17 protein-coding genes, 3 rRNA genes and 1 pseudogene are annotated in these 24,254 nt (G+C 69.0%); 18 read left to right on the forward strand and 3 right to left on the reverse strand.

Annotated features, from left to right (window positions below; genetic code table 11):
* Positions 1-100 precede the first annotated feature (100 nt).
* From ACDF64_RS12515 to ACDF64_RS12550, 8 genes and pseudogenes are all read left to right on the forward strand, one after another.
* Complete coding sequence (locus tag ACDF64_RS12515) at positions 101-514, forward strand: DUF1801 domain-containing protein (protein WP_394551687.1); 414 nt, start codon at positions 101-103, stop codon at positions 512-514.
* A 198-nt stretch (positions 515-712) separates the two neighbouring features.
* Positions 713-1,755, forward strand: a pseudogene (gene argC / locus ACDF64_RS12520) (N-acetyl-gamma-glutamyl-phosphate reductase).
* Positions 1,752-2,903, forward strand: coding sequence for a bifunctional glutamate N-acetyltransferase/amino-acid acetyltransferase ArgJ (gene argJ, locus ACDF64_RS12525; protein ID WP_394551688.1), 1,152 nt, complete (start codon positions 1,752-1,754; stop codon positions 2,901-2,903). Before argC ends, argJ begins: the two are co-directional and overlap by 4 nt.
* 1 nt (position 2,904) lies before the next feature.
* Complete coding sequence (gene argB, locus ACDF64_RS12530) at positions 2,905-3,852, forward strand: acetylglutamate kinase (RefSeq protein ID WP_394551689.1); 948 nt, start codon at positions 2,905-2,907, stop codon at positions 3,850-3,852.
* Complete coding sequence (locus ACDF64_RS12535; protein WP_394551690.1) at positions 3,849-5,033, forward strand: acetylornithine transaminase; 1,185 nt, start codon at positions 3,849-3,851, stop codon at positions 5,031-5,033. Before argB ends, ACDF64_RS12535 begins: the two co-directional genes overlap by 4 nt.
* Positions 5,034-5,057: 24 nt before the next feature.
* Positions 5,058-5,987 carry an ornithine carbamoyltransferase gene (gene argF, locus ACDF64_RS12540; RefSeq protein ID WP_394551691.1) on the forward strand — a complete coding sequence of 310 codons (930 nt, stop codon included), beginning with the start codon at positions 5,058-5,060 and terminating at the stop codon, positions 5,985-5,987.
* On the forward strand, positions 5,987-7,420 hold the full coding sequence (argH, locus tag ACDF64_RS12545) for an argininosuccinate lyase (protein WP_394551692.1): 1,434 nt from the start codon (positions 5,987-5,989) through the stop codon (positions 7,418-7,420). The genes argF and argH overlap by 1 nt, the downstream gene beginning before the upstream one ends.
* An 8-nt stretch (positions 7,421-7,428) precedes the next feature.
* On the forward strand, positions 7,429-8,049 hold the full coding sequence (locus tag ACDF64_RS12550) for a DNA-3-methyladenine glycosylase (protein WP_394551693.1): 621 nt from the start codon (positions 7,429-7,431) through the stop codon (positions 8,047-8,049).
* 25 nt (positions 8,050-8,074) lie between these two features.
* Here ACDF64_RS12550 and ACDF64_RS12555 read toward each other — a convergent pair whose 3' ends face one another.
* The gene (locus tag ACDF64_RS12555) at positions 8,075-8,671 is read right to left on the reverse strand and encodes a hypothetical protein (RefSeq protein ID WP_394551694.1); all 597 of its coding nucleotides are present in this window, start codon (positions 8,669-8,671) and stop codon (positions 8,075-8,077) included.
* Between the two features lie 87 nt (positions 8,672-8,758).
* The gene (locus tag ACDF64_RS12560; RefSeq protein ID WP_394551695.1) at positions 8,759-9,385 is read right to left on the reverse strand and encodes a DNA-binding protein; all 627 of its coding nucleotides are present in this window, start codon (positions 9,383-9,385) and stop codon (positions 8,759-8,761) included.
* 152 nt (positions 9,386-9,537) lie between these two features.
* Between ACDF64_RS12560 and tyrS the strand changes: the two genes are divergently transcribed.
* From tyrS to rrf, 4 genes are all read left to right on the forward strand, one after another.
* Positions 9,538-10,836, forward strand: coding sequence for a tyrosine--tRNA ligase (gene tyrS, locus ACDF64_RS12565; protein WP_394551696.1), 1,299 nt, complete (start codon positions 9,538-9,540; stop codon positions 10,834-10,836).
* Positions 10,837-11,280: 444 nt separating this feature from the next.
* Positions 11,281-12,802, forward strand: a 16S ribosomal RNA gene (locus tag ACDF64_RS12570).
* Positions 12,803-13,260: 458 nt separating this feature from the next.
* Positions 13,261-16,369: ribosomal RNA gene (locus ACDF64_RS12575) — 23S ribosomal RNA — on the forward strand.
* A gap of 202 nt (positions 16,370-16,571) precedes the next feature.
* A 5S ribosomal RNA gene (gene rrf / locus ACDF64_RS12580) occupies positions 16,572-16,688 on the forward strand.
* Together the 16S, 23S and 5S rRNA genes form the textbook arrangement of a ribosomal RNA operon.
* A gap of 146 nt (positions 16,689-16,834) precedes the next feature.
* On the opposite strand, the gene ACDF64_RS12585 is transcribed toward rrf, so the two are convergent.
* A complete protein-coding gene (locus ACDF64_RS12585) occupies positions 16,835-18,424 on the reverse strand; it encodes a hypothetical protein (RefSeq protein WP_394551697.1) in 1,590 nt (529 codons plus the stop codon).
* 90 nt (positions 18,425-18,514) lie between these two features.
* On the opposite strand from ACDF64_RS12585, the gene ACDF64_RS12590 reads away from it, so the two are divergent.
* The 6 genes from ACDF64_RS12590 to recN are packed head-to-tail and all read left to right on the forward strand — an operon-like array spanning position 18,515 to position 24,206.
* Positions 18,515-19,507, forward strand: coding sequence for a hypothetical protein (locus ACDF64_RS12590; RefSeq protein WP_394551698.1), 993 nt, complete (start codon positions 18,515-18,517; stop codon positions 19,505-19,507).
* Positions 19,482-20,501 (forward strand): HAD-IIA family hydrolase, encoded by a 1,020-nt coding sequence (locus ACDF64_RS12595; protein ID WP_394551699.1) that lies wholly within the window; start codon positions 19,482-19,484, stop codon positions 20,499-20,501. Before ACDF64_RS12590 ends, ACDF64_RS12595 begins: the two co-directional genes overlap by 26 nt.
* Before the next feature lie 52 nt (positions 20,502-20,553).
* Positions 20,554-20,772, forward strand: coding sequence for a hypothetical protein (locus tag ACDF64_RS12600; RefSeq protein WP_394551700.1), 219 nt, complete (start codon positions 20,554-20,556; stop codon positions 20,770-20,772).
* Positions 20,773-20,776: 4 nt separating this feature from the next.
* A complete protein-coding gene (locus ACDF64_RS12605; protein ID WP_394551702.1) occupies positions 20,777-21,586 on the forward strand; it encodes a TlyA family RNA methyltransferase in 810 nt (269 codons plus the stop codon).
* On the forward strand, positions 21,583-22,509 hold the full coding sequence (locus ACDF64_RS12610) for an NAD kinase (protein ID WP_394551703.1): 927 nt from the start codon (positions 21,583-21,585) through the stop codon (positions 22,507-22,509). Before ACDF64_RS12605 ends, ACDF64_RS12610 begins: the two co-directional genes overlap by 4 nt.
* Complete coding sequence (gene recN / locus ACDF64_RS12615; protein WP_394551705.1) at positions 22,506-24,206, forward strand: DNA repair protein RecN; 1,701 nt, start codon at positions 22,506-22,508, stop codon at positions 24,204-24,206. The genes ACDF64_RS12610 and recN overlap by 4 nt, the downstream gene beginning before the upstream one ends.
* Positions 24,207-24,254 lie beyond the last annotated feature (48 nt).

The following is a 24,254-nucleotide window of genomic DNA, read 5'->3' on the forward strand; positions in this document are numbered from 1 at the left end:
GCGCCCGAAGCTTCGGATGGGCGCGCGCCGTCACCGGCGCGCGCCCATCCGGCATCTTCACGCCCCTTCCGGGCACAGGGTGGGCGACGTACCCTGAGGCATGGCCGAACTGAAGACGAAGCCGACGTCCGAGTCCGTGTCCGGGTTCCTCGACGGCGTCGAGCCCGTGGGCCGTCGCGAGGACGGCTTCGTGCTCCGCGAGCTGTTCGACCGCGTGACCGGCACCGATGCCGTGATGTGGGGGCCCTCGATCGTGGGTTACGGGCTGCAGCACTACCGGTACGCCTCGGGCCGCGAGGGCGACTGGATGGTCGTCGGCTTCTCGCCGCGCAAGGCCGCCGTCTCGCTGTACGGCCTCCAACTGCCCGGCGGCATCGAGGGGGACGACCTCGTCGGCTCGCTCGGCAAGGTCCGGGCGGGCGCCGGATGCCTGTACGTCGGGCGGCTCTCGACGATCGACCTCGGCGCCCTCGAATCGCTCGTCGACCGCGCCTGGGTGCTGGCGCGGGGGTGAGCGTTTTGCGCTGCGCGCGATCCGGGCGCTAGGGTCGCAGCATGTCCACCATCCGGCTCTTCGCGTCGCGGCTCGTGCCCGCGCGTCGACGCCGTGGCGTGCGCCGAATCGAGGCGACTTCCGCGACGGCGTGAACCGCCGTCCTGTGCGGGGGTCGCCGGCTTCGATCCCCTTCCGCACAGACCATAAGGTGGTTCCATGACCTACTCCGTCGCCGTCTCCGGCGCGTCCGGCTATGCCGGGGAGAGCTCCTTCGACTGATCGCCGATCACCCCGAGTTCGAGGTGCGCACGGTCACCGCGCACGCGAACGCCGGCCAGCCGCTCATCTCCGTCCAGCCGCACCTCCGCACCTACACGCACCTGACCCTGAAGGAGACGTCGGCCGAGACGCTCGCGGGGCACGACATCGTCTTCCTCGCACTGCCGCACGGGGCGTCGGGCGCGATCGCGGCCGAGCTGCCCGACGACACTCTCGTCATCGACTGCGGCGCCGATCACCGACTCGAGTCGGCCGGCGACTGGGCGGCGTTCTACGGCGGCGAGCACCACGCGGCGTGGACCTACGGCGTGCCGGAGCTGCCGCGCCTGAGCGGCACGCAGCGCGACCGGCTCGCCCGGACTCGCCGGATCGCGGCGCCCGGGTGCAACGCGTCGACCGTCGCGCTCTCGCTCGCGCCGGGCATCCGCGCCGGCGTCATCGAGCCGTCCGACCTCGTGAGCGTCCTCGCGGTCGGCCCGTCGGGTGCCGGCAAGAGCCTGAAGGCGCACCTGCTGGCCTCCGAGATCCTCGGCTCGTCGAGTGCGTACTCGGTCGGCGGCGTGCACCGGCACATCCCGGAGATCCAGCAGGCGCTGCGGTGGGCGGGCGCGGCTTCGCCGACGATCTCGTTCACGCCGCTCCTCGTGCCGATGTCGCGCGGCATCCTCGCGACGTCGACGGCGCGCATCGTGCCGGGCACGGATGCCGCGACCGTCCGCGCCGCGTGGGAGGACGCGTACGCGGGGGAGCGGTTCGTGCAGTTCCTGCCCGAAGGCCAGTTCCCGCGCACGGCCGACGTCGTGGGCGCGAACACGGCCCTCATGGGCCTCGCGGTCGACGAGGCCGCGGGTCGCGTCGTCGTCGTGACGGCCGTCGACAACCTCGTGAAGGGCACCGCCGGTGCCTCCATCCAGTCCGCCAACATCGCGCTCGGCCTGACCGAGTCGACCGGCCTTCCCGTGAACGGAGTCGCCCCGTGACCGTCACCGCGCCTGCGGGTTTCGAGGCGGCGGGCATCGCCGCCGGCATCAAGCGCACCGGTGCGCTCGACCTCGCGGTCGTCGTGAACCGGGGTCCGTCGCAGGCCGCGGCGGCCGTGTTCACGTCGAACCGGGCGAAGGCGAACCCGATCCTGTGGTCCCAGCAGGTCGCCTCCGACGGCGTCGTCTCCGCGATCGTGCTCAACTCGGGCGGCGCGAACTGCTTCACCGGGCAGCAGGGCTTCCAGGTCACGCACCGCACGGCCGAGGCTGCGGCCGCAGCGCTCGAGGTCGCCGCCGGCGACGTGTTCGTGTGCTCGACCGGCCTGATCGGCGAGCAGCTCGACGGCGAGGTGCTCGAGGAGGGCGTGCTGTCGGCCGTGAACCGGCTCACCGCGGTCGGCGGAGAGGATGCGGCGCGCGCGATCATGACGACCGACACGCACCCGAAGACCGTGGTCGTCGCGCGGGAGGGGTGGTCGATCGGCGGCATGGCGAAGGGTGCGGGGATGCTCGCGCCGGGCCTGGCGACCATGCTGGTCGTGCTCACGACCGATGCCGACCTGCCCGCCGACGTGCTCGACCGGGCGCTCCGCGCCGCGACGCGCGTCACGTTCGACCGGCTGGACTCGGACGGCTGCATGTCGACGAACGACCAGGTCAGCCTGCTCGCGAGCGGCGCGTCCGGGCTCGTGCCGGACGAGGCATCCTTCACCGACGCCCTGACCGAGGCGTGCGGCGAGCTCGCGCTGCAGCTCCAGGCCGACGCCGAGGGCGCGAGCCACGACATCGCGATCGAGGTCCGCGGCGCGGAGACCGAGGACGACGCCGTCGAGGTCGGCCGCGCGGTCGCGCGGAACAACCTGTTCAAGGCGGCCGTGTTCGGCAACGACCCGAACTGGGGCCGGGTCCTCGCCGCGATCGGCACGACGGATGCCCCGTTCGATCCGTACCTCGTCGACGTGAGCATGAACGGCGTGCGGGTCTGCCACGCGGGCGGCCCCGACCGCCCGCGCGACGACGTCGACCTCACCCCGCGCGCCACGCACGTGCTGATCGAGCTGCACGCCGGCGAGGCGACCGCGACGATCCGCACGAACGACCTGACCCACGACTACGTGCACGAGAACAGTGCGTACGCGAGCTGAGATGACCGACGAGACCGACCTCCACCCCACCGCCGCCCGCGCAGGCGCAGCCGAGAAGGCGGCGACGCTCATCGAGTCGCTGCCGTGGCTGAAGCGGTTCCACGGCGAGACCATCGTCGTCAAGTTCGGCGGCAATGCGATGGTGAGCCCCGAGCTCCAGCGCGCGTTCGCCGAGGACGTGGTCTACCTCCGCTACGCGGGCATCAAGCCCGTCGTCGTGCACGGCGGCGGCCCCCAGATCTCGTCGATGCTCGAGCGGCTCGGCATCGCGAGCGAGTTCCGCGGCGGGTACCGGGTGACCACGCCCGAGGCGATGGACGTCGTGCGGATGGTCCTCACCGGTCAGGTCAACCGCGAGCTGGTGAGCCTGATCAACGAGCACGGCCCGCTCGCGAGCGGCCTGAGCGGCGAGGACGCCGGCCTGTTCACGGGGCGCCGCCGCGGCGCGGTCGTCGACGGCGAGGAGATCGACCTCGGCCTGGTCGGCGACGTCATCGCGGTCGATCCGGCGGCCGTGCAGGCGCACCTGGACGCGGGCATCATCCCGGTGGTGTCGTCGATCGCGCCCGACGTCGACCAGCCCGGCCAGCCGCTGAACGTGAACGCGGACAGCGCCGCAGCGGCGCTCGCGGTCGCCCTCGGCGCCGCGAAGCTCGTCATCCTGACCGATGTCGCAGGCCTCTACCGCGACTGGCCGAACCGCGACTCGCTCGTGTCGGGCATCGACTCGACCGAGCTGCGCGCACTCCTGCCGGGCCTCGAGTCCGGCATGATCCCGAAGATGACCGCGTGCCTCGAGGCAGTCGAGGGCGGCGTCGCGAAGGCGGCCATCATCGACGGCCGTGTCCCGCATTCGATCCTGCTCGAGGTGTTCACCCAGCAGGGCATCGGGACCGAGGTGGTGCTCGCGAGCGCGGGTGCAGGCGAGCCCGAGGAGGTGTCGGCATGACCGACTGGCAGGACCGGTTCGGCCGGCGGATCATGAAGTCGATCGGGATGCCGCTGCGCGAGCTCGATCACGGTCGCGGCGCGTGGGTGTGGGACGTCGACGGGCGCGAGTACCTCGACTTCCTCGCGGGCGTCGCGGTCAACTCGCTCGGCCACGCGCACCCGGTGTTCGTCGACGCGGTCTCGAGGCAGGCCGCGAAGCTCGCGCACGTGTCGAACTACTTCACGACCGAACCGGTGCTCGAACTCGCCGAGCGGCTCGTGCGCCTCGCCGGTGCGGGCGAGCACGGCCGCACCTGGTTCGGCAACTCGGGTGCCGAGGCGAACGAGGCGGCCTTCAAGCTCGCCCGGCTCAACCACTCGGGTGGTGCGCGGACGCGGATCCTCGCACTGGTCGACGCGTTCCACGGTCGGACGATGGGGTCGATGGCGCTCACCGGCAAGCCGCACATGCGCCAGCCGTTCGAGCCGATGCCCGGCGGCGTCCACCACATCCCGGCCACGCTCGAGGCACTCGAGGCCGCGGTCGACGAGTCCGTCGCCGCCCTCGTCCTCGAGCCGATCCAGGGCGAGGCCGGTGTCGTCGAACTGCCGGACGGATTCCTCCGCGCCGCGCGCGACCTGACCCATCGGCACGGGGCGCTGCTCATCGTGGACGAGATCCAGACCGGCGCGGGCCGGACCGGCGAGTGGTTCGGCTTCCAGCACGCGGGCATCGAGCCGGATGCGATCACGGTCGCGAAGGGCATCGGCGGCGGCTTCCCGATCGGCGGGCTCGTGACCTTCGGGCACGCGTCCGAGCTGTTCCAGAAGGGCATGCACGGGTCGACGTTCGGCGGCAACCCGCTCGCGACCGCGACCGCGAACGCGGTCCTCGGGGAGATCGAGCGTGCCGGACTCGTGGAGAACGCCGCCCGGCGGGGCATCCAGTTGCGCGAGCGCATCCTCGGGCTCGGGTCGCCGCTCGTCACGGGCGTCCGCGGGCGGGGCCTCCTGCTCGGCGTCGCGCTCGCCGACCCGGTCGCGGAGCGCGTGTCGCACGCTGCGCTCGACGCCGGCCTCATCGTGAACGCGGCGAACGACCGGAGCATCCGGCTCGCGCCGCCCCTCATCATCGGCGACGCCGAGATCGACGAATTCGCCGTCCGGTTCGCCGCGGCGCTGGACGCAGCCGCCGCCTGAGCGGCGCACCGACGAAGGAGCACCATGACCCGTCATTTCCTCCGTGACGACGACCTGAGCCCGGCCGAGCAGGCCGAGGTGCTGGACCTCGCCGCCCGGCTGAAGACCGACCGCTTCGCGGCGCGGCCGCTCGACGGCCCGCAGACCGTCGCGGTCGTGTTCGACAAGACGTCGACCCGCACGCGGGTCTCGTTCGCGGTCGGCATCGCCGACCTCGGCGGCGTGCCGCTCGTGATCTCGTCGAACGAGAGCCAGCTCGGCGGCAAGGAGTCGATCGCCGACACCGCGCGCGTGCTCGAGCGGATGGTCGCGGCGATCGTCTGGCGGACCTACGCCCAGTCCGGGCTCGAGGAGATGGCCGAGGGGACGACCGTTCCGGTCGTCAACGCGCTCTCCGACGACTTCCACCCCTGCCAGCTGCTCGCCGACCTCCAGACGATCCGCGAGCACAAGGGCGACCTCGCCGGACGCTCGGTCGCCTTCATCGGCGACGGCGCGAGCAACATGGGCCACTCCTACCTGCTCGCGGGCGCCACCGCGGGCATGCACGTGCGGATCGGCGCACCCGCGGCCTCGGCGCCGCGCGCCGACGTCGTGGCGGACGCCGAGCGGATCGCGGCCGGGACCGGCGGTTCGGTGACCGTGACGGACGACCCGGTCGCCGCGGTCGCGGGGGCCGACGTCGTCGTCACCGACACCTTCGTGTCGATGGGGCAGGAGGACGAGAAGGCCGAGCGTCTCGCACGCTACGCCGGATTCATCGTCGACGCGGCGCTCATGTCGCACGCGGCATCCGATGCGATCTTCCTGCACTGCCTGCCCGCCTACCGCGGCGTGGAGGTGGCCGCGGAGGTGATCGACGGCCCGCAGTCCGTCATCTGGGACGAGGCCGAGAACCGCCTCCACGCCCAGAAGGCGCTGCTGGCCTGGCTGCTCGAACGGAAGGACGCCTGATGACCGACGCCCACGGCACCAACGAGGGCGCGCTCTGGGGCGCGCGCTTCGCGAGCGGACCCTCGCCCGAGCTCGCACGCCTGTCGAAGTCGACGCACTTCGACTGGCAGCTCGCGCGGTACGACCTCGCGGGCTCGCGCGCGCACGCCCGCGCGCTCGCCGCGGCCGGCTACCTCGCCGACGACGAGCTCAGCGGGATGCTCGCGGGCCTCGATGCGCTCGAGGCGCGGATCGAGTCGGGCGAGCTCGTCGCGGCGGAGTCCGACGAGGACGTGCACGGTGCACTCGAGACGGCGCTGATCGCGGAGGTCGGCCCCGAGCTCGGCGGCAAGCTCCGGGCGGGCCGGAGCCGCAACGACCAGATCGCGACGCTCGTGCGCCTGTACCTGAAGGACCACGCCGCGGTGATCGGGCGGCAGCTCGTGCACCTCGTCGACGCCCTGGTCGCGCAGGCGCAGGCGCACCCCGCGGCGATCATGCCGGGTCGCACCCACCTGCAGCACGCCCAGCCCGTGCTCCTCGCGCATCACCTGCTGGCCTACGGCTGGGCGCTGAGCCGCGACCTCGAGCGGCTCGTCGACTGGACGAAGCGAGCGGATGTCTCGCCCTACGGCGGCGGTGCGCTCGCCGGCTCGACGCTCGGCCTCGACGCAACCTCGGTCGCAGCCGACCTCGGCTTCGCCGCGCCCGCCCAGAACTCGCTCGACGGCACCGCGAGCCGCGACGTCGTCGCGGAGTTCGCGTTCGTGGCCGCGATGATCGGGATCGACCTGTCGCGGCTCGCCGAGGACGTCATCCTCTGGAACACGCGCGAGTTCGGGTTCGTGACCCTGCACGACGGCTACTCGACCGGATCGTCGATCATGCCGCAGAAGAAGAACCCCGACATCGCGGAGCTCGCGCGCGGCAAGTCCGGGCGCCTCGTCGGCAACCTCTCGGGCCTGCTCACGACGCTGAAGGGCCTGCCGCTCGCGTACAACCGCGACCTCCAGGAGGACAAGGAGCCCGTCTTCGACTCGGTCGAGACGCTCGAGGTCCTGCTCCCCGCGTTCTCGGGCATGATCGCGACGCTCACGTTCCACACCGAGCGCATGGCGGCGCTCGCGCCCGCCGGGTACTCGCTCGCGACCGACGTCGCGGAGTGGCTCGTGAAGCGGCACGTGCCCTTCCGCGACGCCCACGAGATCACGGGCGCGCTCGTCCGGTACGCCGAGGTGAACGGGCTCGAGCTCGATCAGGTCGACGATGCGGCGCTCGCGGCGATCGACCCGAGGCTCGAGCCCTCGGTGCGCGAGGTGCTGACGGTCGAGGGATCGGTCGCCAGCCGGGACGGCATCGGCGGCACGTCGCCCGTGCGGGTCGCCGATCAGTTCGCCGCGCTCGCGGACCGCGTGCGCCACCTCGTGGGCGGGCTGCCGGCCGGCGACCGCTGAGCACGTCGATGACCTCCGCCCACGTCGTGCCGACGCGGGACTGGTTCGCACGGGACGCAGTCGACGTCGCACCGCTCCTCCTCGGCGCCGTGCTGTCGCACGAGACGGCGGAGGGGCGCGTGTCGGTCCGGCTCGCCGAGGTCGAGGCGTATCGGGGCGTCGGCGAGGATCCGGGATCGCATGCGTTCCGCGGTCGGACCGTCCGCAACGCGCCGATGTTCGGCGAGGGCGGGCACCTGTACGCGTATTTCACCTACGGCATGCACGTCTGCCTGAACGTGGTGACCGGAGTGCCGGGCGCCGCGTCGGCGGTGCTGCTGCGCGGCGGCACGGTGGTCGAGGGACTCGAGCTCGCGAGGATGCGCCGGCCGGGGGCATCCGATCGCGACCTGGCCCGAGGGCCGGCGCGGATGTCGACCGCGCTCGGCGTGCCGCTCGCGGCGACCGGGGCCGACCTGCTCGCAGCGCCGTTCTCGCTGCGAGTGGCGCAGCCCGCGCCGGTCGGTGCGGCGGGTCCCCGCACGGGCGTGAGCGGACCCGGCGGCGGGGGAGCGTTCCCGTGGCGGTTCGTCGTCCCCGGCGATCCCGGGGTCTCCGCGTACCGGCGGCACGCGCGCTCCGAGGACTGAGCCGGGTCAGCGGATCGCGAGCGGGTCAGCGGATCGCGAGCCAGCCGACGAGGGCCGCGCTGCACGCCCAGATCAGGCTCGCGAGCGTGCCGATGATGAACCGTTCGCGCGTCTCGGCGCTCTCGAGTTCGGTGAAGCGGCCGACGCCCTTGACGGCGATGACGATCGCGAGCCCCTCGGGGAACCCCGCGAGGATGACGCCGGCGGTCGCGATCCGCTCGAGGAGGCCGATGGTCTGCCCGCCGCGCAGCACCTCGCGGCGCGCCTCGGTGACGGGTCGCTCGGTGCCGGGTCGCCACCGGTCGGTGACGATGATCCCGCCGTGCTGGCCGGGGGTCGCGGTGCCGCCCATCGCGGCGCCGAGGGTCCAGGATGCCGCCGGCCCGCCGCCGAACGCCGCGGTGACGATCGCGAGCACCGCGACGACGGGCCCGTATCCGCTCGGGTCCACCTCGTAGAGGAGCGAGGACGCGAGGAGCGCGAGTGCGAGGCCGATGATCGCGAGCCAGAGGAACACCGCCGGCCGCAGGAAGAACGCGAGCACCGAGAACACCGCGGCGATCGCGATGCACGGCGTGAGCACGAACCAGCCGATCAGGGCCTCGGAGCCGGTGATGTCCACTGCCGTTCCTCCCACGAAGGGGCCGCGGGGCCGGCTCCTCCGTGCAGTGTAGCGACGGGGTCGGACGAGCGCGGGAGCCTCGCGGGCTCAGTCCTCGTCGCCGTCGGACCGGCGGTCGAGTTCGTCGAGGAGGTGCGCGAGTGCCGGCCGCGCGGCCTCGTCGGCACGCCAGGCCGCCGACTTCAGCCGGGCGCTGACGGCAGCCGCGCTGACGCCGAGGTCGGCTGCGACGTCCTTCTGCGGGCGTCCTGCGGCGACCTGGTCCGCGACCTCCCAGCCGGCGTCGCTCCGCCGCGCCCGGAGCAGCACGAGGAGGCGCAGGAGGGCGTCGACGTGTTCGGCGGCAGTGCGCGCGTCGGGATCCGGCGCTCCGGTGCGCACGGCGATCCGGCCCTCGGCGCGCTTGGCCGCCTCGACGGCCTCGCGCGCGGCGATGAAGGCCGGCCCGGTCGCCTTGCGCACCGCGTCGGGCAGGGGCGCGCGGATGCCTCCGACGCCGAGGCCGACGCTCCAGTTGCCGTCGCGCGTCGCCTCGAGCACGACGTCGAGCGCGGTCCCGGCGGACGCGACGAGCACCTGGACCTCGTCGCCCGCCGTCTGGTCGGGCGGCAGGAGCAGGGATGCCCCGTGCGCGGCGTCGATCCGCTCGATGAGCGCGGCGGCGAGGTCGCGTCCGCGTCGGCTGTCCACCTGGTCCGCGGTGATGACGTACATGTCCCGCCCCTCCGTGCTCGTGCCCCCATGTCCCGCCCGGCATCAATGCCTGGAGTGAGATCTCGATGAGTCAATGCTATAGCTTTATGTATTGCTGATCAATGCTGAGGGTGAAAGTCGGGTCGGCTGTCCGCGCTGATACCCTTGCAGGCGTGTCAGACCCGGTGATCCTCGCCTCGCAGCAGAACGACCCCGCATTCGCCGACGTCTGGGAGGAGCTGCGCTGGCGCGGGCTCGTCCACGTCTCGACGAACGAGGAGGAACTGCAGGCACTCCTCGCCGGAGATCCGATCACCTTCTACTGCGGATTCGACCCGACGGCCCCGAGCCTGCACCTGGGCAATCTCGTGCAGCTGCTCACGATGCGGCGGCTCCAGCTCGCCGGCCACCGCCCGCTCGGCCTGGTCGGCGGGTCCACCGGGCTCATCGGCGACCCGCGGCCGACCGCCGAGCGAACGCTCAACACCAAGGAGACGGTCGCCGAGTGGGTCGGCCGCCTCCAGTCCCAGGTCTCGCGTTTCCTCTCGGCGGAGGGGGACAGCGCCGTCCGCCTCGTGAACAACCTCGACTGGACGGCCGACCTGTCGGCCATCGACTTCCTCCGGGACATCGGCAAGCACTACCGCGTCGGCACCATGCTCAAGAAGGACGCGGTCGCGTCGCGCCTGAATTCCGATGCGGGCATCAGCTACACCGAGTTCAGCTACCAGATCCTGCAGGGCTTCGACTACCTCGAGCTCTTCCGCCAGTACGGCTGCGTGCTGCAGACCGGCGGCAGCGACCAGTGGGGCAATCTCACGAGCGGGACCGACCTGATCCATCGGGTCGAGGGCCGCAGCGTGCACGCCATCGGCACGCCCCTCATCACGAACTCCGACGGCACCAAGTTCGGCAAGAGCGAGGGCAATGCGATCTGGCTCGACGCCGAGATGTGCACGCCGTACCGCTTCTACCAGTTCTGGCTCAACACGGACGACGCCGACGTGGTCGAGCGGCTGAAGGTGTTCACGTTCCTCACCAGGGCGGAGATCGAGGAGCTCGCCGCGCAGGTCGAGGCCGAGCCCTTCCGACGGGCGGCCCAGCGCCGACTCGCGATCGAGGTGAGCACCCTGGTCCACGGCGAGGATGCCACGGCCGCGGTCCTCGCCGCATCCGAGGCGTTGTTCGGCAAGGGCGACCTCGCGGTCCTCGACGAGGGGGTCCTGCGCAGCGCGCTCGAGGAACTCCCGAACGCGTCGGTGGCGACCGGCACCACGGTGGTCGAGGCGCTGCTCGCGACCGGACTCGTCGCGAGCCTCGGCGAGGGCCGGCGCGCGATCGCGCAGGGTGGCGTCAGCCTCGATGGCGAGCGGGTCGAGGATGACTCGGCCGTCGTGACCGGCTCGCTGCCGGGTGGCACGTCCGTCCTGCGCCGTGGGAAGAAGACCCTCGCCGGCCTGTTCGTGGGCTGATCGACGGCGGTCGCGGTCGCGACACGCCCGGGATGCGGCGCCGAGTTGCGCCACTGCGGGGATCGACGTAAAGTATTCATTCGTTGCCCCAAAGGTGCGAGAGAGCGAGAAGCGCTCCCGGCCTCAAGCGGAAACGATCCCGAGTCTGATCGAACCTGATCGGGCTCGAAGCATCGAGCGGTCGGTGACTGGATTCCAGGCGCCGGCTCGATGGCAAGCGAATGCCTCGAGTTGAGACATCTGAAAGGGTGTCGAAGCGTGTGCGTCCGTTTCTTGAGAACTCAACAGCGTGCACTATGTTCAATGCCAATTTTTTGAACCCTGGCCTGCCCTTCGGGGTGGGTGGGATTCCTTTGATTGATGGACAATTTGATTTTTTAGTCAGTTGTTTCTCTGTCAGTGATTTGAACTCCTGACCGGCCTTCGGGTTGGTTGGAACCATTTTTTTTGGAGAGTTTGATCCTGGCTCAGGACGAACGCTGGCGGCGTGCTTAACACATGCAAGTCGAACGATGAAGCCCAGCTTGCTGGGTGGATTAGTGGCGAACGGGTGAGTAACACGTGAGTAACCTGCCCTGGACTCTGGGATAACCCCGAGAAATCGGAGCTAATACCGGATATGACTTCTCATCGCATGGTGGGGGGTGGAAAGTTTTTCGGTCTGGGATGGACTCGCGGCCTATCAGCTTGTTGGTGAGGTAATGGCTCACCAAGGCGTCGACGGGTAGCCGGCCTGAGAGGGTGACCGGCCACACTGGGACTGAGACACGGCCCAGACTCCTACGGGAGGCAGCAGTGGGGAATATTGCACAATGGGCGGAAGCCTGATGCAGCAACGCCGCGTGGGGGATGACGGCCTTCGGGTTGTAAACCTCTTTTGTCCAGGAAGAAGCCTTCGGGTGACGGTACTGGGAGAAAAAGGACCGGCTAACTACGTGCCAGCAGCCGCGGTAATACGTAGGGTCCGAGCGTTGTCCGGAATTATTGGGCGTAAAGAGCTCGTAGGCGGTTTGTCGCGTCTGCTGTGAAAGCCAGAGGCTCAACCTCTGGTCTGCAGTGGGTACGGGCAGACTTGAGTGGTGTAGGGGAGACTGGAATTCCTGGTGTAGCGGTGGAATGCGCAGATATCAGGAGGAACACCGATGGCGAAGGCAGGTCTCTGGGCACTTACTGACGCTGAGGAGCGAAAGCGTGGGGAGCGAACAGGATTAGATACCCTGGTAGTCCACGCCGTAAACGTTGGGCGCTAGATGTGGGGACCTTTCCACGGTTTCCGTGTCGTAGCTAACGCATTAAGCGCCCCGCCTGGGGAGTACGGCCGCAAGGCTAAAACTCAAAGGAATTGACGGGGGCCCGCACAAGCGGCGGAGCATGCGGATTAATTCGATGCAACGCGAAGAACCTTACCAAGGCTTGACATGCACCAGAACACCCTGGAAACAGGGGACTCTTTGGACACTGGTGTGCAGGTGGTGCATGGTTGTCGTCAGCTCGTGTCGTGAGATGTTGGGTTAAGTCCCGCAACGAGCGCAACCCTCGTCGCATGTTGCCAGCACGTAATGGTGGGGACTCATGTGAGACTGCCGGGGTCAACTCGGAGGAAGGTGGGGATGACGTCAAATCATCATGCCCCTTATGTCTTGGGCTTCACGCATGCTACAATGGCCGGTACAAAGGGCTGCGATGCCGTAAGGCGGAGCGAATCCCAAAAAGCCGGTCTCAGTTCGGATTGAGGTCTGCAACTCGACCTCATGAAGTCGGAGTCGCTAGTAATCGCAGATCAGCAACGCTGCGGTGAATACGTTCCCGGGCCTTGTACACACCGCCCGTCAAGTCATGAAAGTCGGTAACACCCGAAGCCGGTGGCCCAACCTTTTGGAGGGAGCCGTCGAAGGTGGGATCGGTGATTAGGACTAAGTCGTAACAAGGTAGCCGTACCGGAAGGTGCGGCTGGATCACCTCCTTTCTAAGGAGCACTGGGCCAGCTTGCTGGTTCCAGGAGGCTCAGATCGAGACGAACGTTCTCGCTGGGTGCTCATGGGTGGAACATTGAACGTAGGTGCCGGCTGATGTGGTCTGGTTCTAGTACGCCTTCTTCGGGGGGTTGGAACGGGTCGGGTCGTGGAGGTTGGTACGTTGCACGCTGTTGGGTCCTGAGGGACCGGGCGTCGCACCCCTGTGGGGGTGTGGGGCTGGACTTCTTCAGGCCTTCGCGATGCCGGCTGTGTGCTGGTGGGTCGGGGGTTCTGGTCGTCTGTTGAGAACTACATAGTGGACGCGAGCATCTTAGAAACTCGCATCATCGTCTTTCGGGGTGGTGGTGTGTGTTTCACAAGATTGTTCTGGGCATCGCCTTCGGGTGGTGCTCTGACGATCATTGGTCACCGCTGCCCTTCGGGGTGGTGGTTTCTGAAACTCATGTGATTTCAAGTTTTTAAGAGCAAACGGTGGATGCCTTGGCATCTGGAGCCGAAGAAGGACGTCGTAATCTGCGATAAGCCTCGGGGAGTTGATAAACGAGCTTTGATCCGAGGATTTCCGAATGGGGAAACCCCGCCAGGCCCTTCGTGGTGACCTGGTGACTCCCGCCTGAATATATAGGGCGGGTAGAGGGAACGTGGGGAAGTGAAACATCTCAGTACCCACAGGAAGAGAAAACAACCGTGATTCCGTGAGTAGTGGCGAGCGAAAGCGGAAGAGGCCAAACCGGTCATGTGTGATACCCGGCAGGGGTTGCATGGTCGGGGTTGTGGGACCTTTCGGGCTGTTCTGCCGAACAGCCACGGTGACGTGCGTGTGGTAGGCGAACCGGATTGAAAGCCGGACCGGAGTGGGTGTGAGTCCCGTAGCCGAAACTTCACGCAGCCCGGAGAGGGATCCCAAGTAGCACGGGGCCCGAGAAATCCCGTGTGAATCTGCCAGGACCACCTGGTAAGCCTAAATACTCCCAGATGACCGATAGCGGACAAGTACCGTGAGGGAAAGGTGAAAAGTACCCCGGGAGGGGAGTGAAATAGTACCTGAAACCGTTTGCTTACAAACCGTTGGAGCCTCCTTGTTGGGGTGACAGCGTGCCTTTTGAAGAATGAGCCTGCGAGTTAGTGATCTGTGGCGAGGTTAACCCGTGTGGGGTAGCCGTAGCGAAAGCGAGTCTGAATAGGGCGTTTTGAGTCGCAGGTCCTAGACCCGAAGCGAAGTGATCTATCCATGGCCAGGTTGAAGCGACGGTAAGACGTCGTGGAGGACCGAACCCACTTCAGTTGAAAATGGAGGGGATGAGCTGTGGATAGGGGTGAAAGGCCAATCAAACTTCGTGATAGCTGGTTCTCTCCGAAATGCATTTAGGTGCAGCGTTGCGTGTTTCTTGCCGGAGGTAGAGCTACTGGATGGCCGATGGGCCCCAACAGGTTACTGACGTCAGCCAAACTCCGAATGCCGGTAAGTGAGAGCGCAGCAGTGAGACGGTGGGGGATAAGCTTCATCGTCGAGAGGGAAACAACCCAGACCACCGACTAAGGTCCCTAAGCGCGTGCTAAGTGGGAAAGGATGTGGAGTTGCACAGACAACCAGGAGGTTGGCTTAGAAGCAGCCACCCTTGAAAGAGTGCGTAATAGCTCACTGGTCAAGTGATTCCGCGCCGACAATGTAACGGGGCTCAAGCACGCCACCGAAGTCGTGGCATTCGCATATTCGATAGGCCTTCGTGGTCCAGTCGTGTGGATGGGTAGGAGAGCGTCGTGTGCCGGGTGAAGCGGCGGTGGAAACCAGCCGTGGACGGCACACGAGTGAGAATGCAGGCATGAGTAGCGAAAGACGGGTGAGAAACCCGTCCTCCGGAAGACCAAGGGTTCCAGGGTCAAGCTAATCTGCCCTGGGTAAGTCGGGACCTAAGGCGAGGCCGACAGGCGTAGTCGATGGACAACGGGTTGATATTCCCGTACCGGCGAAGAACCGCCCACGCCAATCCAGTAATGCTAACCATCCGAACCATCACACCGCGCCCTTCGGGGTGCATCGTGGTGGGGAGCGTGGGAACCGGTCTGGTGCGGTGAGCGTATTAACAGGTGTGACGCAGGAAGGTAGCCCAACCCGGGCGATGGTTGACCCGGGGCAAGCGTGTAGGCCGAGTCGTAGGCAAATCCGCGACTCATACAGGCTGAGACGCGATGCGGATGAAAAGTGGGTGATCCTATGCTGCCGAGAAAAGCATCGACGCGAGGTTCCAGCCGCCCGTACCCCAAACCGACTCAGGTGGTCAGGTAGAGAATACCAAGGAGATCGAGAGAATCGTGGTTAAGGAACTCGGCAAAATGCCCCCGTAACTTCGGGAGAAGGGGGGCCTAAGGCGTGAATGGACTTGCTCCAGGAAGCGCTGCAGGGCCGCAGAGACCAGTGGGAAGCGACTGTTTACTAAAAACACAGGTCCGTGCCAAGTCGCAAGACGATGTATACGGACTGACGCCTGCCCGGTGCTGGAAGGTTAAGAGGACCGGTTAGCCGCAAGGCGAAGCTGAGAATTTAAGCCCCAGTAAACGGCGGTGGTAACTATAACCATCCTAAGGTAGCGAAATTCCTTGTCGGGTAAGTTCCGACCTGCACGAATGGCGTAACGACTTCCCAGCTGTCTCAACCGCGAACTCGGCGAAATTGCATTACGAGTAAAGATGCTCGTTACGCGCAGAAGGACGGAAAGACCCCGTGACCTTTACTACAGCTTGGTATTGGTGTTCGGTGTGGCTTGTGTAGGATAGGTGGGAGACTTTGAAGCGGGCACGCCAGTGTTCGTGGAGTCATTGTTGAAATACCACTCTGGTCACTCTGGATATCTAACTTCGAACCGTGATCCGGTTCAGGGACAGTGCCTGGTGGGTAGTTTAACTGGGGCGGTTGCCTCCCAAAGAGTAACGGAGGCGCCCAAAGGTTCCCTCAACCTGGTTGGCAATCAGGTGGCGAGTGTAAGTGCACAAGGGAGCTTGACTGTGAGACTGACAGGTCGAGCAGGGACGAAAGTCGGGACTAGTGATCCGGCAGTGGCTTGTGGAAGCGCTGTCGCTCAACGGATAAAAGGTACCTCGGGGATAACAGGCTGATCTTGCCCAAGAGTCCATATCGACGGCATGGTTTGGCACCTCGATGTCGGCTCGTCGCATCCTGGGGCTGGAGTAGGTCCCAAGGGTTGGGCTGTTCGCCCATTAAAGCGGTACGCGAGCTGGGTTTAGAACGTCGTGAGACAGTTCGGTCCCTATCCTCTGCGCGCGCAGGAAATTTGAGAGGATCTGACCCTAGTACGAGAGGACCGGGTTGGACGAACCTCTGGTGTGCCAGTTGTTCCGCCAGGAGCACCGCTGGTTAGCTACGTTCGGGATGGATAACCGCTGAAAGCATCTAAGCGGGAAGCCGGCCTCGAGATGAGATTTCCATCCCTTCGGGGGAGAGGCTCCCAGTAGACGACTGGGTTGATAGGCCGGATGTGGAAGCGGGGACTAACGACCCGTGCAGCTGACCGGTACTAATAAGCCGATAACTTGACTATCACTACACACACACGATTTGAACTCATTCAAGTAAAGGCCGTGTGCGTGGCCCTGATGACTCGCGTCCACCATGTGGTTCCCGACAGGCGAACACACAACAACATAACGACACACCCCCACCCCACCACCACGGTGCTCGGGTTTGGGGGACACCGAGACCAACCACACCCCCAACACATCGGGGTGATGTGGTGACAGAGTTTCGGCGGCCATAGCGCGAGGGAAACGCCCGGACACATTCCGAACCCGGAAGCTAAGACTCGCAGCGCCGATGGTACTGCAGGGGCGACCCTGTGGGAGAGTAGGACACCGCCGAACACATTTCACGAAAGGGGGCCACCCGATTCCGGGTGGCCCCCTTTCGCATTTCGGGCTGCCATCGATCGCGGCCCCCAGATCGGTCGAGTCCGGAGGCGGACTCCCAAAGTGAGGACTCTCTCGTGAGCGAAGCGACCCGCGGCCATTCAGATGACGAACGACCGAAGCGCAGTTCCCACGAGGGGGCGGGCCGATCCCAGGGGCGGTCGAGCAGCCACACGGGCGAACCGAAGCGACACCAGGGCGGGAAGTCGGACGAGCGCGGCCAGCACAACGACCGTCGCCGCGACGACCGCCCGACCGGTGGCCATGTGCGCCGCTACGGCGCGGATTCCGACCGACGTGGGACCGGTCGTCCGAACGAGCGACAGGGCGGCTACCGGGGCGACCGCGATCAGCGCGATGGTGGTGCGGGTCACGGTGGCGCGCGTCCGCGCAACGACGCGTCGGGTGGCTATCGGAGCGCCGGCGGGTCCAACCGCGATGACCGGGGCCAGGGCAGCCGTGGGTACGCCGAGCGCGGCAATGCGGATCGCCCATACGGCAACCGCGGCGGCTCGGGTGAGCGTCGCGATGACCGCGGCGGCTACGGCGACCGGAACCGGAGTGGGGGCGACCGTCCGTACGGCGACCGCAATCGGAGTGCCGGTGACCGTCCGTACGGGAACCGGAACACCGGTGACCGTCCGTACGAGAACCGCACCGGCTCTGGCGAGCGTCGGGACGACCGCGGCGGGTATGGCGACCGGAATCGGAGCACCGGTGACCGTCCGTACGGGAACCGTGGCGGCTCGGGTGAGCGTCGCGATGACCGCGGCGGGTATGGCGACCGGAATCGGAGCACCGGTGACCGTCCGTACGAGAACCGTGGCGGCTCGGGTGAGCGTCGCGATGACCGCGGCGGGTACGGGGACCGGAATCGGAGCACGGGTGACCGTCCCTACGGGAACCGGAGCACGGGTGACCGTCCCTACGGGAATCGGAGCACCGGCGACCGTCCGTACGAGAACCGCACCGGCTCTGGCGAGCGTCGGGACGACCGCGGCGGGCACGGTGACCGGAACCGGAGCACCGGTGACCGTCCGTACGAGAACCGTGGCGGTGCTGGCGAGCGTCGCGATGACCGCGGCGGGTACGGCGACCGGAACCGGAACACGGGTGACCGTCCGTACGGGAACCGGAGCACGGGTGACCGTCCGTACGGAAACCGCACCGGCTCTGGCGAGCGTCGCGATGACCGCGGCGGGTACGGCGACCGGAACCGGAACACCGGCGACCGTCCCTACGGGAACCGGAACACCGGTGACCGTCCGTACGAGAACCGCACCGGCTCGGGCGAGCGTCGCGACGACCGCGGTGGGTATGGCGAGCGGAACCGGAGCACGGGTGACCGTCCGTACGGGAACCGTGGCGGTGCCGGCGAGCGTCGCGATGACCGCGGCGGGTACGGCGACCGGCGTCGGGACGACCGTCCGACGGGTGAGCGGCGCGACTCCCGGGGGTACGGCGACCGTCCCGGCGGCGACCGGCGACGCGACGATCGCGGTGGCTCGGGCTATGCCGACACGCGTTCGCGCGGACCTCGGGACGGGGCATCCGATCGCCCGCACGAGACGTTCGCGCGGCACGACGATCCCGTCATCCCGGCGCACATCCAGCCCAACTCGCTGGCCGGCGAGGCCCGGGCCGAGCTCAAGACGCTGAGCAAGGAGAACGCCGACTGGGTCGCGCAGCACCTGGCGGCGGCATCCGAAGCGCTCTCGGAGGACCCGGCGCTCGCGCACCGGCACGCTCTCGCGGCGGCTCGCCGCGGCGGGCGCGTCGCGGTGGTCCGCGAGACCCTGGCGATCACGGCCTACGAGACCGGCGATTTCGCGCTCGCGCTCCGGGAGTTCCGGACCTACCGGCGCATCTCGGGTCGCGACGACCAGCTTCCCCTGATGGTCGACAGCGAGCGCGGCGTCGGCCGAGCCGATCGTGCGCTGGAGCTCGGGCGATCGGTGGATCGCGCGACGTTGGCGGTGCAGGTCCAGGTCTCGCTCGCGATCGCCATGTCGGGCGCGCGGCTCGACCTCGGGCAGCCCGAGCTCGCGCTCGCGGAGCTCGAGATCCCGCAGCTCGACCCCGAGCGCGCGTTCAGCTGGAGCCCGGCGCTCTTCGGCGCGTACGCGGAAGTCCTCGACGAGCTCGGCCGCGGGGCGGAGGCATCCGAGTGGCGCGGTCGTGCGCTGCGCGCCGAGGCCGCGCTCGAGGCGGCGGCCGACGCCGAGGTGTTCCACGTCTACGAGATCGACGAGATCGAGGAGATCCAGGAAGTCGACGAGATCGAGGAGATCGAGGAAGTCGACGAGATCGAGGAGATCGAGGCGGACGCCGACGAGGACGCTGAAGGCGAGGCGGGCGCCGACGGGGCGAACGCAGACGAGTCGGCCGAGCACGAGGCGGATGTCACGGCAACTGATTCAGAGGCCGCGGTGATCGACGAGGCCGAGGCCGGTGTCGACGAGGCCGGTGTCGACCAGCCCGCCGAGTCCGAGGCGGACGCTGGAGACGTGACCGAGGCGAGCGACGAGGCCGAGAGCGCGTCGAATGCCCCGGCAGCGGCAGCGGCAGCGGCAACCGAGCCGGAGGCGGCGCCTGAGGGCGCGATCGAGCCCGAGGCGGCGCCTGAGGACGCGATCGAGCCCGAGGTCGCGGCGATCCTCGCCGAGACGGCCGGGCTCGACGCTGCCGGCGAAGGCACGGCACCCGACGCGGCGGAACTCGCCGCGGGCGACGAGGGGGACGCGGCCGATGGGCCTGTTCCGAACGCGGACTGACGCTCCGACGCCGCTCGACGGCGTCGACGCGGTGCTCGCGGACCTCGACGGCGTCGTCTACAAGGGTCCGGACGCGATCCCGCACGCCGTCGAGAGCCTGAACCGGGCGAAGGACGGCCGCGCGGTCGGCTACATCACGAACAACGCGTCGCGGAGCGACGCCTCGGTCGCGGCCCACCTCGTCGAACTCGGCCTCACGGTCGAGCCGAATGACGTCGTGACTTCGCCGCAGGCGGCGATGCGACTGCTCGCGGGCGTCGTCGAGCCTGGTGCGCTCGTGCTCGTGGTCGGCGGCGAGGGCATCGTCACCGAGCTCGAACGACACGGCTACCGGGTCACCCGGTCGGCCGACGACGGCCCCGACGCGGTCGTGCAGGGCTTCGCGCCCGACCTCGGCTGGACGCAACTCGCGGAAGCGGCGTTCGCGCTCAACGCGGGCGGCTTCGCCGACGAGCACGGGATCCCCTGGATCGCAACGAACATGGACTGGACGATCCCGGTGGCTCGCGGCATCGCGCCGGGCAACGGCACGCTCGTCTCGGCGGTGCACACCGCCGTCGGCCGGTTCCCGCTCGTCGCGGGCAAGCCGGAGACGCCGATCTTCGAGGTCGCGAGGGAGCGCTTCGGGGCGGGGCATCCGCTCGTCGTCGGCGACCGGCTCGACACCGACATCCTCGGTGCGAACCGCGCCGGCATGCAGTCCGCCGTGGTGCTCACGGGGATCGACCGGGCCAAGCAGGTGCTCGCCGCGGACGCCTCGATGCGGCCGACGTACATCCTGGGCGACCTGCGCGAGCTTCACCTGCCGTACCCCGCCGTCGAACGCGGTCGCGGGGGAGTGCGCGTCGGCGAGGCCAGGGTCCGGCTCGACGGACGGCGGGTCGAGGTGCTCGCCGGCGACGGCGTCGACCTCCTTCGCGCGGCATGCGCGCTCATCTGGGAGTCGGGAACGCCGATCCACGCGCTCGACGTTCCGGCGCGCCTGACGGCGTGACCCGCCACCGCGCGCGCAGGGCCGCGGCGGCTGCTCGGGTAGCGTGGAGCGCGTGAGCAACGACGAGGCAGCCGACGGCGACGAATCGGGCGCGATCGGAGCGGACGCGATCGGCGACGACCCGATCGACGACGACGCGATCGACGTCGCCGGGGCGCTCGACGGGATCGAGGGTCGCCCGCTCGCCGAGCGTGCGGGCGGGTACCAAGAGCTCGCGGACCGGCTGCGCGAGGCGCTCGAGCATTCCGACCCGTCGCGCGGCGACGGCTGATCCGATGGCAGACCGTCGCCTGGACACGGCGCTCGCGGAGGAGGGGCTCGCCAGGAGCCGTACCCACGCGGCCGCGTTGATCACGGCCGGGACCGTCCGCGTGGATGGGCAGCCGATCGTGAAACCGTCGCATCGGGTGCCCGACGGTGCGGTGCTGGAGGTCGACGCGCCCGACCACTACGTGAGCCGGGCCGCGCACAAGCTCGTCGCCGCACTCGACGCGTTCGCGGTCGATCCGGCGGACCGGGTCGCGCTCGACGCGGGCGCCTCGACCGGCGGGTTCAGCCAGGTCCTCCTCGAGCGCGGGGCGCGCACGGTGCTCGCGGTCGACGTCGGCCACGGCCAGCTCGCGCCGGAACTGCGCGCGGCCGCCGGGCTCGTGCTGGTCGAGGGATGCAACGTGCGCACGCTGGATGCGGCATCCCTCGCCGCCCTGACCGGCGTCGACACGCGACCGTCGCTCGTGGTCGGGGACCTCTCGTTCATCTCGCTCGTCACCGTCCTTCCCGCGCTCGTCGCGACGGCGGAGCCCGGCGCCGACCTCGTCCTCCTCGTCAAGCCGCAGTTCGAGGTCGGGCGCGGCGGGGTCCGCGAGGGGGTCGTGCGGGATCCTGCGCTGTGGTCGGAAGCCGTCATGGGCGTGCTCTGGGCGGGCTTCGACCTCGGCCTCGGCACGGGCGGCGTGATCTCCTCCCCGATCGCCGGCACCCACGGGAATCGCGAGTTCCTCGTGCACCTCGGGTCCGGTGTCGGGGGGCATCCGACAGAATGGATGAGTCGAGTCGAACTGCTGGCAGGAGGCGCCCCCGCGTGAACGAACCACGTCATTTCCTCGTGGTCGCCCATACGGGCCGGAGCGCAGCGCTCGACGCGACCGAGGAGGTCTGCACGCAGCTCCTCGACGCCGGCGCCGTGCCCGTGATCTCCGCGGACCAGTGGGACGAGGTGCATGCGAGCATTCCCCACGTGGACGGCCGGCTCCGCCGAATGGAGGAGGTCGATCCGGCGCTCATCGAGCTCGCGATCATCCTCGGCGGCGACGGGACCATCCTGCGTGCCGCCGAGCTCACGAGGGCGCACCCCGTCCCGCTGCTCGGCGTGAACCTCGGGCACGTCGGCTTCCTCGCGGAGAGCGAGCGCGACGACCTCGGCTACACGGTCTCGCGGGCGCTCGCACGCGACTACGCGGTCGAGGAGCGGATGACGCTCGCGGTCCGGGTCGAGCGCGGCTCCGAGGTCCTCCACGACGGTTGGGCGCTGAACGAGGTCACCGTCGAGAAGGCCGAGCGCGAGCGGATGCTCGAGGTCGTGATCGAGGTCGACCAGCGACCGCTGTCGTCCTTCGGATGCGACGGCGTGGTGATGTCGACGCCGACCGGATCGACCGCGTACTCGTTCTCGGGCGGCGGACCGATCGTCTGGCCGACCGTCGAGGCCATGCTGCTCGTGCCGCTCAGCGCGCACGCCCTGTTCGCACGCCCGATCGTCGTCGCGCCCGACTCGACCCTCGCGGTCGAGGTGCTCCAGCGCACGGAAACCGCCGCGGTCCTGTGGAGCGACGGCCGACGCATGTTCGACCTGCCGACGGGCTCGCGCGTCGTCGTGACCCGCTCCGATGTCCCGGTGCGACTCGCCCGACTGCACGAAGCGCCGTTCACCGACCGGCTCGTCAGCAAGTTCGCGCTGCCGGTCACCGGCTGGCGCGGCCCGAGCGGACGAGGAGCGGGCGCGCGATGATCGAGGAACTCGGGATCCGCGACCTCGGCGTGATCGCCGAGGCCCGGCTCCCGCTCGGGCCCGGGTTCACGGCGGTGACGGGCGAGACCGGTGCCGGCAAGACGATGGTCGTCACGGCCCTCGGGCTCCTGCTCGGCGCGCGTGCCGATGCGGGCACGATCCGCTCGGGCGCGAAGCAGGCATGGGTCGAGGGCCGCTGGTACCTGCCGGAAGCACGTGAGGCCGTCCGCGAGCGCGTCGCCGACGCGGGCGGCGAGATCGAGGCCGGCGAGCTGCTGCTCGGGCGCTCGGTCTCGGCCGAGGGACGCAGCCGCGCGGTGGTCGGCGGACGGAGCGCGCCCGTCGGCGTCCTCGCCGACCTCGGCGACGACCTCGTCGTCGTCCACGGGCAGGCCGACCAGCAACGGCTCAGGTCGGCGGCCGCGCAGCGCGAAGCCCTGGACCGGTTCGCCGGACCCGACCTGCAGGCGGTCCTCGTCGAGTACGGTGCCGCGTTCTCGGCCTGGCGCGCGGATGCCGCGGAACTCGCCGATCTCCGCAGCGCGCACGACGCCAGGGCGCGCGAGGCGATCGAGCTGCGACGCGAGCTCGACGAGGTCGAGGGTGCGGACCCGCAGCCCGGCGAGGACCTCGAGCTCGCCGAGCGCGCCGAACGGCTCGCGAACCTCGAGGACCTCCGCGTCGCGGCCGCGACCGCGCGCGAACTGGTCTCGGCCGAGGAATCCATCGACGACACGCCCGACGCGGTGGCGCTCGTCGAGAGCGCGAAGCGCCACCTCGAGCGGGTCGCGGGGCACGACGCCGAACTCGCGCCGCTCGCCGCGAGCCTCCAGGACGCCGTGTTCCTGCTCGCCGACGCCGCTGCCGGGCTCTCGGGGTACCTCGCGGGCCTCGACGCCGACGGTGCACGCGAGCTCGAGGCCGTGCAGGAGCGGCGGGCCGTGCTCGGGGCGCTCGTGCGGCGCCACGGCTCGCTCGACGAGGTCCTGGCGTTCCGCCGGGACGGCGGGCTCCGGCTCGTCGAACTCGACGGGGACGACGACCGGATCACCGAGCTCGAGGCATCCGTCGCGGAATCGGCGCAGCGCGTCGACGAACTCGCGACCGCGCTCACCGAACTCCGGCGCTCGGCCGCGGAGCGGCTGTCCGCGGCGGTGACCGTCGAACTGGCCGCGCTCGCGATGCCCGACGCCGAGCTCGCGGTCCGCGTCGAGGAATCGGCCGAGCCGACCTCGCACGGGCGCGACCAGGTGCAGATCCTGCTCCGCCCGCACCCCGGCGCCGAGCCGCGCTCCGTGTCGCGCGGGGCATCCGGTGGCGAGCTCAGCCGCGTGATGCTCGCGATCGAGGTCGTCATCGCCGCGGCCGACCCCGTGCCCACCTTCGTGTTCGACGAGGTCGACGCCGGCGTGGGCGGTGCCGCCGCGATCGAGATCGGGCGGCGCCTCGCGCGACTGGCCGAGCGGTCGCAGGTCATCGTGGTCACGCACCTCGCCCAGGTCGCCGCGTTCGCGACGAACCACCTCAGCGTCGTGAAGGGCACCGACGGGCAGGTGACCGCCTCGAGCGTGCGGCAGCTCACCGGGGGCGAGCGCGAGGCCGAGATGGCACGCCTGCTGTCGGGCCTCGCCGACTCCGAGAGCGGCATCGCGCACGCGCGCGAACTCCTCGAGATCGCGGCCGCACCGGCGGCCTGAGCGTCCGGGAATCGGGCGGCGGGGCATCCGTGGAACCGACACGCCTCG

Source organism: Agromyces sp. MMS24-JH15 (genome assembly GCF_043518605.1).
Classification (GTDB): Bacteria; Actinomycetota; Actinomycetes; order Actinomycetales; family Microbacteriaceae; genus Agromyces.